The following is a 12,844-nucleotide window of genomic DNA, read 5'->3' as shown; positions in this document are numbered from 1 at the left end:
AAACTTTGAAATTATCGATATAATTTTAAAAAATAAACACTCTGCTTTTAATCTAGGAAATAATACATAAAGAAATTTAAGATTTTTTATAAAATTCTCATTCAATTATAAACATTTATTTGATAATTTAACAAAATTTTTAGCATTAAACAAAGTTATAATAATTAGCAAAAATATAGAAAATTTTTAAAAAGTCTAATCCTTGACTTATAAATTATCTACTACATATAAATAAGCAGGAATACTAATCTTAACATAAGGCTTTACTTCTACACTTTGATACATATCTTCATCATTAACTCTATTCACAATACCAACAGGTATATCTGAAAAGAAAATATTATCAAGTCCACTTGTTAAAATTTCATCTCCGGTATTAATTTTTGCCCATTTTGGAATAAATTTAACCACAATCCTGCCATCTTCACCCTGGATTAAACCTGGAGCTTTGGATTTTCCTATATAAACAGAAAAAACACACTGATCATCACCTTGTAAGAGAGCCATTGCTCTACCATTTTTATTAATAGCTATACCTGCAGTATATCCTTGATATATTAAACCACGATTTTTACCAACTGGAATTTTGCTCCAATCTAACCATAATTTTTTATAATCATTCAATTGAACGTAAGAAATAACTCTAGTTAAAGAAACTTGAGGTAAATATTTTGTAGAATTTTGATCCTCTAAAATACGATTTAATTGATTTGCAAAACTAGTTACCTTTACAGCAATATCTTCTAATTCTTTATTTCTAGCTTTTAGTTGCTGAATTTGATTTGCTTGATTAAAGTGTTCTGAAATTTTTTTTCCCAAATAATCTTTAATATTATAAAAATTACCTATAACAAAATCATTAACACGGAGAACATTTTGCTTGATAAGTCCTCCATAATAAAAAGATATAAAAACCAAAAAGGCTAAGACAAGAACATAAAAAATCTTATTCTTCATTGGTTAATTGTTGCAATAATGAAATTTCCTCTAAAGCTTTACCCGTTCCTTTTGCTACAGCTAAAAGCGGTTCATCTGCGATATAAACTGGCAAACGTACAATTTCACTTAAGTATTTATCAAAACCACGAATCAATGCTCCACCACCTGTTAAAACTACACCATTTTCTACTATATCACTTGCTAAATCAGGCGGCATCATTTCAAGAACCATTTTTAAAGCATCAGCAATTTCTTTTAAATACTCACGCATTGCTTCTCTTACATCTTCACTTGTAAGTTCAATACGACTTAAAAGTCCACTTACTTGATCGCGTCCTTTTACCACCATAGAAAGTTCTTTTGGAAGTTGTATTGCTGAACCTATGGTGATTTTGATCTCTTCGCCTGTTCTTTCACCTATGATAAGATTGTATTTTTCTTTTACATAATTAACTATACTCATATCAAGCTTATCTCCAGCTGTACGAATAGACTTTGAAATCACAAGTCCACCCAAAGAAATCACTCCGATCTCAGTAGTTCCACCCCCTATATCTACTACCAAATTTCCTTTAGGTTCTTGTATAGGTAAACTTGCACCAATAGCTGCTGCCATAGGCTCTTCGATCAAAAATACCTCTCTTGCACCTGCACTTAAAGCACTTTCTCTTACCGCTTTTCTTTCTACTTGAGTTAAACCATAAGGAACAGAAATAATAATTCTAGGGCGTAAAAAACTTTTTCTACGATGTGTTTTTTCTATAAAATAGCGGATCATTTTTTCAGTCATATCAAAATCTGCAATCACGCCATCTTTCATAGGACGAATAGCTTCGATGTTACCTGGAGTTTTTCCCACCATATCTTTAGCTTCTTTACCTACGGCTAAAATTTTTGCTTTGGAACCATACCTTTCTCTTTCAACTGCCACAACAGAAGGCTCGTTTATCACTATACCCTTATCTTTTACCAAAACTAGCGTATTAGCTGTTCCTAAATCAATCCCCATATCACTAGAAAAAAATCCTATAAGTTGATCTAATATCATTTCTATCCTTTTAACTTATTTTTCTTTTTATTAATAATGCCTTTGCATTGTCTTTAACAACTTCTTTGGTTATTACAATATCATAGTTTTTATACTCTGGTAACTCAAACATTAAATCTACCATCATTTCTTCTATAATACTTCTAAGCCCCCTAGCCCCTGTTTTTCTCTCCAATGCAAGCTGTGCGATAGCTCTTAGAGCATCTTCTTCAAATTTTAAATTTACCCCATCAATAGCAAAAAGCTTTTGATATTGCTTAATAATGGCATTTTTAGGTTCAGTTAAAATTCTTACCATATCTTCTTCATTAAGCTCATTTAAAGATGCAATCACATGCAAACGACCTATAAGCTCAGGAATCAAACCAAAATGCACCAAATCATCAGGTTCAATTTTCTCAAGTAAAGCTTTATTTTCTTCTTTTGCATCATCAAAAAAACCTACAACTTTATCTCCAAGTTTTCTTTTTAAGATAGTTTCCAAACCATCAAAAGCTCCACCACAAACAAATAAAATATTTGAAGTGTCAATTTGTATAAACTCTTGATTTGGATGTTTTCTCCCCCCCTTTGGTGGAATATTTACCAAACTTCCTTCGATAATCTTAAGTAAAGCTTGTTGTACACCCTCTCCACTTACATCACGAGTAATAGAACGATTTTCACTCATTCTGGCAATTTTATCAATCTCATCAATAAAAACTATACCTTTTTGAGCTCTTTGCACATCTCCATCTGCAGCTTGTAAAAGACGTGTTAAAATATTTTCTACATCCTCACCTACATATCCTGCTTCAGTTAAAGAAGTTGCATCACAAATTGCTATAGGTACATCTAAAAATTTAGCTAAAGTTTGCGCCAATAAAGTTTTTCCACTTCCTGTTGGCCCAACAAGTAAAATATTTGACTTAAAAAGCTCTGTATCATCATCTTGAAGTTCAGCTTTAAAAAGTCTTTTATAATGATTGTATACTCCAACACTAAAAACTTTTTTAGCTCTATCTTGTCCTATGACATAACGATCTAAATAAGCTTTTAATTCTTTTGGAGTGATATCTTTAAATTCTGTATTATAACTTTGTTTAGGTTCTTTAAATTCTTTTTCTTCTCCATAAATAATACTATAAGCACCTTCAACGCAATATTCACAAATAAAAGCATCATCATTTTCATTTGCTAAAATTCTTCTTTGTGGATTCTCCACTTCATTGCAAAAACTACATTTTCTAGACATTATTTTTACCCCTATAGACAGGAATTCCACGCTTTGTTTCTAATATAAAATGGCACATTTTTTTAACATTTTCACTTTCTTGATTTTCAAGCAAATTTTTAGCATTTTCTTTTAAATCTCCTTGTCTAAATAAAGTTTTAAAAGCTCTACTAAGTCTATCTACTTCATCTTTATCAAAACGACGACGAGTACCTACTAAATTTAAACTTCTAATACTTGCACGATTTCCTTCTGCTAAACAAAACGGTACTATATCCTGAGAAAGTGCACTTGCTCCTGCTATCATACAACCCTCACCTACTTTGACAAATTGATGAATAGGTGTAAGCCCGCCTACAACCGTAAAATCTCCAAGCTCTACATGTCCTGCCAAAGTTGCATTATTAGCTAAAATAATATTATTACCTAAAAGACAATCATGAGCAATATGACAATAAGCCATAATAAAAGCATTATCGCCTATACGAGTAAAACCATCTCCTTTAGCTGTACCTGAATTTATCGTTGCAAATTCTCTAATAGTTGCATTTTTCCCTATAACAACACCGCTTTTTTGCTCTTCTTTATAAGATATGTCCTGAGGAATATCGCCTACTATAGCATAAGAAAATACACGAGAATGATCACCTATAGTTGTATCTGAAAGAATTCGAGCACCTTGTTTGATGACAACATTATTACCTATTTTAGCATCTTTGCTTACATAAGCATAAGCTTCTACTACAACATCGTCACCAAGTTGTGCACCCTCTTCAATCACCGCACTTGGATGAATTTTTTTCATTATTTATCCACTATCATAGCTTTAAGCTCGGCCTCTGCAACTAAATTTCCATCTACAAAAGCTTGCCCTTTAAAAATCCACATATTACCACGATTTTTAACCACGCTCATTTCATAATCAAGCCTATCTCCAGGACGCACAGGATTTCTAAATTTTGCTCCATCTATGCCTGTGAAATAAACTACTTTACTTTTTGGATCCACTTTATCTTCCATACTTTCAAAAGCTAAAACTCCACCTGTTTGAGCCATACCTTCTAAAATCAAAACTCCAGGATAAATAGGATGCCCTGGAAAATGTCCCATAAAAACATGATCACTTATACTGATGTTTTTATATCCTCGCACCACTTCTTTAACTTTTAATTCTGTAATTTTATCTATTAGTAAAAAAGGATAACGGTGTGGTAAAATTTCTTGAATTTGCATTACATCTATCATTATTAAATTAACCTTGAAAACAATTAAAAATTTTATTATATAAAAAAATCATTAAAAATTATATTAACAAAAAAAGTTTTTCTTAATAAATTTCTTAAATTTTTACAAGCACCTCTTGATTATCATGATAAATTTCACTTTTTGCTATCACTTCATATCTTGAAGGTAAAATATTTTCGAGGATGATAATAGGACTAAGATTATAAGTTCCAAACAATTTATTACGCCATTTAATTTCTGCTTGAACACTTAAAGGTTTTTTTAAAAAATCTTCAAAATTTTTCCATTTGTTTTTAAAAAATGCATTAAAACGCCAAAATTCCACTAAAACTATTTCATCTTTAGTACTTCTATAAAAGCCTTCTTTTAAATTTTGTTTTAAATTTTCCTCATCCAAAGAAAATCTTGTATAAGCGTTTTTAAAATGCGAATAAAATAAAATATGAGATTTAACGGGCTTTTTATCTAATTTTATCAAAGCACTTAAAAGACGATAATTTAAAAATTTCTCTCTTAAAATTTCAAATTTTATACCTTTTTTTTCCCATAAAACTACTTTTTTATAAAGAGCTATTCTTGCTTCTATACTTGCAGGTAAAATTTGCTTATTTACAGGAGACATTAATTCATCAATAAAATTCTTATCTTGTTTTTGTTTTTTAAGCCCATAAATGCAGCCGCAATAGTTTTGATGATAAAGCATTTCCTTTTTTGCTAAAGCAAACTGTCTTTGAGTACCGCCATTTTTACGAAAATCAGGAGCTAAAAACTCTACTCCATAAGGCTCACATTCTTTTTGTAAAGCATTTTTTAACTGTTCTAAATCTTTTTTAGGGCTGGTTAAAAGCGTAGTAGTAAGCTTTTTTTCTCCTATTTTAGCAGCAAATTTAACACTAGATCCCATTCTTACATCAAAGCAAATTTCACACCTTGCACCCTTTTCAGGCTCATCTTCATAACCACGCACAGCATTAAGCCATTTTTCATACTCATACTCACCTTTATAAAGCTTAATACCAAGTTTATCACAAGATCTTTTTACATCTAAAAATCTTAGTTCGTATTCGCTTAAGGGATGGATATTTGGATCATAAAAGTATCCTATAATTTTTTCATCAGGATAAGTCTTTCTAAGTTCTTCAATAAAATAATGACTATCCACACTGCAACAAATATGCACCAACATTAAAGACTTTCAAGCACTTTTAAAGCATGATCTTTTACACGAACATTACTATAAATTTGAGCAATCCTACCTATTTCATCAATAACAAAAGTAGAGCGAATAAGACCTTCGTATTCTTTTCCGTAATTTTTTTTAAGCCCCCAAGCTCCATAAGCTTTAGCAACTTCTTTTTCACTATCGCTAAGTAAAATATGTTTTAAATCAAATTTAGAGATAAATTTTTCATGACTTGCCACGCTATCAGGACTGATACCAATAATCACTGCATTTTTACCACCAAATTTATCATAATTTAAACTAAAATCACAAGCCTCTGTAGTGCAACCTGGAGTATTATCTTTTGGATAAAAATACAAAATCACCTTTTTGCCAATAAAATCTTTTAATGCTATTTTTACCCCATCTTGATTTAAAAGCTCAAACTGAGGTGCTTTATCTCCTATGTTTAAACTCATTTAATTGCCTTTGCTTTGATAGCTTCAACGCTTTCTCCGCCAAAGCCTATGTCATAATTTTCTACATCTTCTAAAACCACCACAACTCTTTCTTTACTTTTATTATATTTCGTGCTTAAAAGTTTGGTAATATCAGCTATAAGCTCCGCTTTTTGTTCCTTGCTTAAAGACGGCTTTGCTAATTTAATATTTACTAATGGCATAATTTCTCCTTTTTAACGATAATTTTTCATAATTATTTCAAAAAATACCTAATATTTTTTTTAACAAAAAACCTTAATTTAATAAAAGCTTATTGTTAGTATATTTTTGATAAAATCCCGATTTATTCTTAAAATAATATTTTTTAAGAAATAAACAACTATAAAAGGTAAAAAAAATGATCTCAGCAGATAAAATTTGGATGGATGGAAAATTAGTTGATTTTAAAGATGCAACTTTGCACTTTTTAACCCATTCTTTGCATTATGGCAATGCTGTTTTTGAAGGAACTAGAGCCTATAAAACAGATAAAGGCTTAGCAATTTTCAGACTTGAAGATCACACCAAAAGACTTTTAGAGTCTGCAAAAATTACTCTTTTAAATTGTCCTTTTTCTCAAAAAGAGCTTGAAAATGCACAAATTGAACTCTTAAAAGCAAACAATTTTAAAAGCAATGTCTATATCCGCCCTTTGATTTTCTTAGGCGATGGAGTTATGGGACTTTATCATATAAAAGCTCCTGTAAGAGTTGGAATTGCGGCTTGGGAATGGGGTGCTTACCTTGGAGAAGAAGGTTTAGAAAAAGGCATAAAAGTAAAAATTTCGTCTTTTGCAAGAAATAGTGTTAAATCATGCATGGGAAAAGCTAAAGCAAGCGCGAATTACCTTAACTCTCAAATTGCAAAATTTGAAGCTATTGAAGCAGGCTATGAAGAAGCTTTAATGCTTGATGAAGAAGGTTTTATCGCAGAAGGAACAGGAGAATGTTTCTTTATTGTAAAAGATGGGGTTTTAATCACACCTCCAAATGATTTTTCTTTAAAAAGCATTACTCAAGATACAGTGCTTAAAATCGCTCACGATCTTGGTATCACCGTGCTTCGCCAAAGAATTTCAAGAGATGAAGTTTATACTGCTGATGAAGCATTTTTTACCGGAACAGCCGCTGAAATCACACCTATTAACAACATTGATGCAAGAATAATAGGAAATGGTTTAAGAGGATCTGTAACTAAAAAACTTCAAGATGCTTATTTTGATGTAGTTTATGGACGCAATGAAAAATACGCATCTATGCTAACTTATATTTAAAAAAGGAAATAAATGCCAGCTGATTTAAATGATTATTTCAATAAAAAAAATAGAAATTCTAACAATAACGGAAACAACAACCGTCAAAATTTCAATTTCAAAGCACCAGAATTTAATTTTAAAGGTTTTGGAAAATTCTCTCCATTTATTTATGGGGTGATTATTATTATCTTATTTTTAATCGTTGCAAAACCTTTTATGGTGATAAATTCTGGGGAAATGGGAATTAAATCAACAACAGGTAAATATGACCCAAATCCATTAGAACCAGGACTTCACTTTTTCTTACCTTTTGTACAAAAAATAACCATAATCGATACTAGAGTAAGACAAATCAACTATGCTTCTATAGAGGGAAGTAATGAAAATTTATCTTCAGGTTCAGGTGTTATTAATAAAAATAGTATTTCTGTGCTTGACTCTCGTGGATTGCCTGTATCTATTGATGTTACAGTACAATACCGCTTAAATCCTCTGCAAGTTCCTCAAACTATAGCTACTTGGAGCTTAAATTGGGAAAATAAAATTATCGATCCAGTTGTTCGTGATGTAGTGCGAAGTGTTGTAGGAAAATATACAGCCGAAGAACTTCCTACTAATCGTAATACAATAGCCGCTCAAATAGAAGAAGGTATAAGAAAAACCATAGAAGCTCAACCAAATGAACCTGTAGAACTTCGCGCTGTACAACTTAGAGAAATTATTTTACCTTCAAAAGTAAAAGAACAAATCGAACGCGTACAAATTGCAAAACAAGAGGCTGAAAGAACCAAATATGAAGTAGAAAGAGCTAATCAAGAAGCCTTAAAAAAAGCTGCCTTAGCTGAAGGGGAAGCAAACGCAACCATAATCAGCGCCAAAGGTAAAGCTATGGCTGTTAAAATAGAAGCAGATGCGCAAGCTTATTCTAATAAAGAAATCGCAAACAGCCTAAACACCCCTTTATTAAATTTAAAGCAAATTGAAACTCAAAAAGAATTTAATGAAGCCTTAAAAGTCAATCAAGATGCTAAAATTTTCTTAACTCCAGGTGGAGCAGTGCCAAACATTTGGGTTGATACCAAAGATGCTAAAAAGCAAAGTTCTGCCAACATAAACTAAAAGGATACGCAAGTGGAGAAACTAAGAGAAATTGTGCTTTTTTACACTACTCATTTATATTTAGTAGATTATATGCTGATTTTATTAGTTTTTTTTCTCTTCACTTGTGTTTTACTTCTTTGCGTATTTTTACGCCATAGACCTATAGCAGCACTTTTTATTATTGCATTTGATATTATTATTTGTTTTTTAGTTTATATCTATGGGTATAAACTAATAGACAATGAAGTAAGAACTCGAAAAATCGCTATTACAGATCAAAAAATGATACAAAGCTCAAATGATTTAATTGTTGATTTTAACATTACAAATAATTCAAAAAATAATTTTAAAGAATGTAAAATTACAGCTAAAATTTTTGCAGATAAAATACCTAATGATAATATCATAGAAGAATATAAAAAGAAATTTATCCCTTTTAGACAAAAAAGTAGAGAAATTAAAGATCTAAAGAAAAACGCAACCCAATTTCAAAGAATTGCTTTTGAAAATTTTAACTATGAAAATAACTATACCGTACGCTTAGTTTCGGAGTGTTTTTAATGCATTTTACAATTTTTCATATTATAGTTTTTATCATTTTACTTATTTGCTTTGCCTTGATTTGTATTTTAATCTTTCTAAAAGTCAAACAAAAAGAAATGGCTTTGATTTCTTATACCATAGCTACTATTTTTACCGCACTTTTGATATATTCTATTTTTCTGACAATCAATCAATTCACCACTCAAGCCGATCTTAGCAAACTAACCTATACAAGAGATCTAAGACATGAAAGCGTTATAGTAAGTGGAAAAGTTCAAAATCTTACTAAATTTGAAATCAAAAAATGCTATTTGATACTTAGCATATTAAACCAACAACAAGTAGGAGGTGAAATTTTCAATGATAAAAATATCCGTAACGCTAAAATGCAAAATACAAGTGTTTCTTATACTATAGAAATCATAGACACACTCCCGGGTAATACCTATAAAGAATTTAGAGCTAGCGTTCCTTTTCCTCCAACTTTTAATAATCCTGAATTTTATCACACCTTAAAATGTATTTGATATTGTTAAATAGTTTTAAAACATCTATAAAAAATAATTTTATATTAATTTTATTTTTTTTTGATATGCTAACGAGCTTTATTTTTAGTAAAAAATTTATGTGAGGTTTTTCATGTTTAGACTATCGAGCGTTAGTTCAAAACTCTTATTATCAGTTGCTATTAGTGTTATTTTAGCTACAGCTCTTATGATTGCTATTGTTTCTTTTCAAGTTGCTTCATATTCAGAAAAAGAAGCCAAAGATACTATTTTCTTATCTTCAAAAAGATATGTGAATTATATACAAGGTATGTTAAATGAAGAAGTCACACTAACCAAAGGAGTTGCTACATCGTTAAATGAAATGTTTCAAAATAATGATCATATAGATATCGATTTAATTGAAAGTCTTATAAAAAATACTTTTGATAGTAGTCACTATGCAGCATATACATTTCTCTATTTAAAAGATACTACTGTATTAAGTGATATGCAGAATGTAGATAAAAAATATATTAGCCCAGATGGAAAAACTTTTTCTATGATATTTTTTGATCAAATAGTAGAAAAATCTGGTGGAATAACTACTATTTCAACTCCAAACAATTTCTCTCAATTAAATCTAATACAAAATATCGAACAAAATGCAAAATATGGAGATAAAGACTCTGTTTTTGTAGATTCTCCTAGAAAACTTAATTATGATAATAATGAATTTTTAGGTATAAATTTCGGTATGCCTATTTTTAACAATAAGGGCAAATTTATTGGAGTTATAGGATATACTATAGATTTACTAGAAATTTCCGAGACTATATTGGATCCAAAATTCAACTTTTTTGAAGGGGATCTAAGATTCTTAATGAACGATCAGGGTATTATTGCTATTCATAAAAATAAAAATGCAATTTTAAAAACTTTATTTGATATTAACAAAGATCAATCTGCTCAATTAATTGTTGAGGCAGTTAAAAACCATAAAGATGAAATCTTAGATAATTATATTGCCTCAACAGGAGATCTTAGTTATGCTAGTATCTCTTCATTTAGCACTTTAGGTAATTCTAGTCATTGGAGTGTAATTGTAACAGCTCCTAAAAAATCAGTTTTAGCCCCTTTATATAAACTACAATATATTATTATTAGTGTTGCTATAATAGCACTAATTGCTATTTTGGCTGTTGTGTACTTTTTTATAAGAAAAATCATAGGCTCTAGAATTCCTCTTATACTTAAGTCTTTGGAAAATTTCTTTCGCTTTTTAAATCATGAAAAAATAGAAGTTCAGACAATTGAAATTAAAGCTAATGATGAATTGGGCAAAATGGGTAAAATTATCAATGAAAACATTCTTGCTACTAAAAGAGGCTTAGAACAAGACAATCAAGCCGTTAAAGAATCAGTTCAAACCGTATCAGTTGTAGAAGGTGGTAATTTAACAGCAAGAATTACTGCTAATCCAAGAAACCCACAACTTATTGAACTTAAAAATGTTCTAAATAAACTTCTTGATGTTTTACAAGCTAGAGTAGGTTCTGATATGAATGCTATTCATAAAATTTTTGAAGAATACAAAAGCTTAGACTTTAGAAATAAATTAGAAAATGCTAGCGGTAGTGTAGAATTAACTACTAATGCTTTAGGTGATGAAATAGTTAAAATGCTAAAACAAAGTTCAGACTTTGCTAATGCTTTAGCTAATGAAAGTGGAAAATTACAAACTGCTGTTCAAAGCTTAACCACTTCTTCAAATTCTCAAGCTCAATCTTTAGAAGAAACTGCAGCAGCTTTAGAAGAGATCACTTCTTCTATGCAAAATGTTTCAGTTAAAACTAGTGATGTTATCACTCAATCTGAAGTGATTAAACATGTTACAGGTATTATAGGTGATATTGCAGATCAAATCAATCTTTTAGCTTTAAATGCAGCTATTGAAGCAGCTCGTGCTGGAGAACATGGTAGAGGCTTTGCAGTGGTAGCTGATGAAGTTAGAAAGTTAGCTGAAAGAACTCAAAAGTCTTTATCAGAAATTGAAGCTAATACTAATTTACTTGTTCAATCTATCAATGATATGGCAGAAAGTATTAAAGAACAAACTGCAGGTATCACTCAAATCAATGATAGCGTAGCTCAAATTGATCAAACTACTAAAGATAATGTTGAAATTGCTAATGAATCAGCTATTATTTCTAGTACAGTAAGTGATATAGCTAATAATATCTTAGAAGATGTTAAGAAGAAGAGGTTTTAATTAATCATTCAAGCCCTTTCTTTGGGCTTGAATTTTAAAAATTTATGCTATGATTTTGTATATTTTATAAATAAACACTTAACAACAAAAAATAATTTTCAATATTCAAGTAAATTTAAACTTAAAGCCATTATCATCATTCCTGCGATAAGTCCATATAAACTATCATGAGCCTTATCATAAGTTTTTGCAGCGGGCAAAAGCTCATCAAGAGATATAAAAACCATAATTCCTGCAATCACAGCAAAACTTATAGCTAAAGTAAGATCGCCTATAAAAGGCAATAAAATCAAAGCTCCAACAAAAGCACCCAAAGGCTCTGCAAAACCCGAAAGAGCTGAATAAATAAAAGCTTTTTTCTTATCTCCTGTAGCATGATAAATCGGCAAACTCACAGCCAAACCTTCTGGGATATTGTGTATAGCCACAGCTATAGCTATAGCAATTCCTAAAGTAAGATTATCAAGACTTGAAATAAAAGTAGCAAAACCTTCTGGGAAATTATGTATAGCAATAGCCAAAGCTGTAAAAATCCCTGTACGTTTTAAAGCTTTAGTATTGATCTGATGCAACTTTTCTCCAGGATGAAATTTCGGAGGATTTTGTCCTTTTTGGGGCAAGGGACAAATTTTTAACTCGCTTAAATCCTCTTTAGGCTCGTGAGGATTGACATCTTCGGGGATTAATTTATCAATCAATAAAGATATTAAAATTCCACCAAAAAAACAAGCTAATCCCAAAAGCTCAGCCCAATGCGAATCATAGTGATTTTTAAAATCTTTAAGTGCAGTAGGTAAAATTTCCATGAAAGAAATGTATATCATTACTCCAGCTGAAAAACCAAGCCCCAAAGAAAGCACTCTTAAATCATCTTTTCTGGAAAAAAAGGCTATTATAGAACCTATAGCCGTAGAAAAACCTGCAAAAAGAGTCAATAGCATTGCGATAAAAATTTGTTCAAATGTAAATTGCATTAATATTCTTAAATAAATAATATTTTAAAACTCTTTATATTTATAAAAAGTTAATACTTGATAAAAATATACAAAATAATTAAAAATTTTTGATTTTTTATGTAAAA

General features: G+C 30.3%; 14 protein-coding genes. 5 read left to right on the top strand and 9 right to left on the bottom strand.

What is annotated here, in order from left to right; all coding sequences use genetic code 11:
• Window positions 1-207 precede the first annotated feature (207 nt).
• From mreC to FBF22_RS01280, 8 genes are all read right to left on the bottom strand, one after another.
• On the bottom strand, window positions 208-957 hold the full coding sequence (gene mreC / locus FBF22_RS01315; RefSeq protein WP_002859838.1) for a rod shape-determining protein MreC: 750 nt from the start codon (window positions 955-957) through the stop codon (window positions 208-210).
• Window positions 947-1,987 (bottom strand): rod shape-determining protein, encoded by a 1,041-nt coding sequence (locus FBF22_RS01310; RefSeq protein WP_002857495.1) that lies wholly within the window; start codon window positions 1,985-1,987, stop codon window positions 947-949. Before FBF22_RS01310 ends, mreC begins: the two co-directional genes overlap by 11 nt.
• A 10-nt stretch (window positions 1,988-1,997) precedes the next feature.
• The gene (gene clpX / locus FBF22_RS01305) at window positions 1,998-3,221 is read right to left on the bottom strand and encodes an ATP-dependent Clp protease ATP-binding subunit ClpX (protein WP_002884613.1); all 1,224 of its coding nucleotides are present in this window, start codon (window positions 3,219-3,221) and stop codon (window positions 1,998-2,000) included.
• The gene (lpxA, locus tag FBF22_RS01300) at window positions 3,214-4,005 is read right to left on the bottom strand and encodes an acyl-ACP--UDP-N-acetylglucosamine O-acyltransferase (protein WP_002884615.1); all 792 of its coding nucleotides are present in this window, start codon (window positions 4,003-4,005) and stop codon (window positions 3,214-3,216) included. The genes clpX and lpxA overlap by 8 nt, the downstream gene beginning before the upstream one ends.
• Window positions 4,005-4,445: a 3-hydroxyacyl-ACP dehydratase FabZ gene (gene fabZ, locus FBF22_RS01295; protein ID WP_002884617.1), complete on the bottom strand. Its 441-nt coding sequence runs from the start codon at window positions 4,443-4,445 to the stop codon at window positions 4,005-4,007. Before fabZ ends, lpxA begins: the two co-directional genes overlap by 1 nt.
• 94 nt (window positions 4,446-4,539) lie before the next feature.
• Window positions 4,540-5,631, bottom strand: a complete 1,092-nt coding sequence (locus FBF22_RS01290) for an epoxyqueuosine reductase QueH (RefSeq protein WP_002884620.1) — start codon at window positions 5,629-5,631, stop codon at window positions 4,540-4,542.
• Window positions 5,631-6,086: a thioredoxin-dependent thiol peroxidase gene (gene bcp / locus FBF22_RS01285; RefSeq protein ID WP_002873457.1), complete on the bottom strand. Its 456-nt coding sequence runs from the start codon at window positions 6,084-6,086 to the stop codon at window positions 5,631-5,633. The genes FBF22_RS01290 and bcp overlap by 1 nt, the downstream gene beginning before the upstream one ends.
• Window positions 6,083-6,289 (bottom strand): 4-oxalocrotonate tautomerase family protein, encoded by a 207-nt coding sequence (locus FBF22_RS01280; RefSeq protein ID WP_002826901.1) that lies wholly within the window; start codon window positions 6,287-6,289, stop codon window positions 6,083-6,085. The genes bcp and FBF22_RS01280 overlap by 4 nt, the downstream gene beginning before the upstream one ends.
• A gap of 176 nt (window positions 6,290-6,465) precedes the next feature.
• On the opposite strand from FBF22_RS01280, the gene ilvE reads away from it, so the two are divergent.
• The 5 genes from ilvE to FBF22_RS01255 all read left to right on the top strand — a co-directional run bounded on the left by ilvE (window position 6,466) and on the right by FBF22_RS01255 (window position 11,763).
• On the top strand, window positions 6,466-7,380 hold the full coding sequence (ilvE, locus tag FBF22_RS01275) for a branched-chain-amino-acid transaminase (protein ID WP_002851928.1): 915 nt from the start codon (window positions 6,466-6,468) through the stop codon (window positions 7,378-7,380).
• Between the two features lie 12 nt (window positions 7,381-7,392).
• A complete protein-coding gene (locus tag FBF22_RS01270) occupies window positions 7,393-8,481 on the top strand; it encodes a prohibitin family protein (RefSeq protein ID WP_002874129.1) in 1,089 nt (362 codons plus the stop codon).
• 12 nt (window positions 8,482-8,493) lie between these two features.
• A complete protein-coding gene (locus tag FBF22_RS01265) occupies window positions 8,494-9,024 on the top strand; it encodes a DUF2393 domain-containing protein (RefSeq protein ID WP_002874128.1) in 531 nt (176 codons plus the stop codon).
• A complete protein-coding gene (locus FBF22_RS01260; RefSeq protein ID WP_002826340.1) occupies window positions 9,024-9,533 on the top strand; it encodes a DUF2393 family protein in 510 nt (169 codons plus the stop codon). The genes FBF22_RS01265 and FBF22_RS01260 overlap by 1 nt, the downstream gene beginning before the upstream one ends.
• A 112-nt stretch (window positions 9,534-9,645) precedes the next feature.
• Window positions 9,646-11,763, top strand: a complete 2,118-nt coding sequence (locus tag FBF22_RS01255; protein ID WP_168940556.1) for a methyl-accepting chemotaxis protein — start codon at window positions 9,646-9,648, stop codon at window positions 11,761-11,763.
• 98 nt (window positions 11,764-11,861) lie between these two features.
• Here the strand turns inward: FBF22_RS01255 and zupT are convergent, their stop codons facing one another.
• Window positions 11,862-12,737 (bottom strand): zinc transporter ZupT, encoded by an 876-nt coding sequence (gene zupT / locus FBF22_RS01250; protein ID WP_002919197.1) that lies wholly within the window; start codon window positions 12,735-12,737, stop codon window positions 11,862-11,864.
• Between the last annotated feature and the right edge of the window lie 107 nt (window positions 12,738-12,844).

It is taken from the genome of Campylobacter sp. CFSAN093260 (assembly GCF_012890095.1).
Lineage (GTDB): Bacteria > Campylobacterota > Campylobacteria > Campylobacterales > Campylobacteraceae > Campylobacter_D > Campylobacter_D jejuni.
Note: the sequence above shows the minus strand (reverse complement) of the source record. Positions and strands in the feature narration are given on the sequence as shown.

Bases quoted from the DNA above. Each gene is read 5' to 3' on its own strand.
- FBF22_RS01280 (WP_002826901.1), bottom strand. From the start codon at position 6,289: ATGCCATTAGTAAATATTAAATTAGCAAAGCCGTCTTTAAGCAAGGAA.
- FBF22_RS01260 (WP_002826340.1), top strand. From the start codon at position 9,024: ATGCATTTTACAATTTTTCATATTATAGTTTTTATCATTTTACTTATT.
- lpxA (WP_002884615.1), bottom strand. From the start codon at position 4,005: ATGAAAAAAATTCATCCAAGTGCGGTGATTGAAGAGGGTGCACAACTT.
- clpX (WP_002884613.1), bottom strand. From the start codon at position 3,221: ATGTCTAGAAAATGTAGTTTTTGCAATGAAGTGGAGAATCCACAAAGA.
- FBF22_RS01255 (WP_168940556.1), top strand. From the start codon at position 9,646: ATGTTTAGACTATCGAGCGTTAGTTCAAAACTCTTATTATCAGTTGCT.
- FBF22_RS01310 (WP_002857495.1), bottom strand. From the start codon at position 1,987: ATGATATTAGATCAACTTATAGGATTTTTTTCTAGTGATATGGGGATT.
- ilvE (WP_002851928.1), top strand. From the start codon at position 6,466: ATGATCTCAGCAGATAAAATTTGGATGGATGGAAAATTAGTTGATTTT.
- zupT (WP_002919197.1), bottom strand. From the start codon at position 12,737: ATGCAATTTACATTTGAACAAATTTTTATCGCAATGCTATTGACTCTT.
- FBF22_RS01290 (WP_002884620.1), bottom strand. From the start codon at position 5,631: ATGTTGGTGCATATTTGTTGCAGTGTGGATAGTCATTATTTTATTGAA.
- mreC (WP_002859838.1), bottom strand. From the start codon at position 957: ATGAAGAATAAGATTTTTTATGTTCTTGTCTTAGCCTTTTTGGTTTTT.
- fabZ (WP_002884617.1), bottom strand. From the start codon at position 4,445: ATGATAGATGTAATGCAAATTCAAGAAATTTTACCACACCGTTATCCT.
- bcp (WP_002873457.1), bottom strand. From the start codon at position 6,086: ATGAGTTTAAACATAGGAGATAAAGCACCTCAGTTTGAGCTTTTAAAT.
- FBF22_RS01270 (WP_002874129.1), top strand. From the start codon at position 7,393: ATGCCAGCTGATTTAAATGATTATTTCAATAAAAAAAATAGAAATTCT.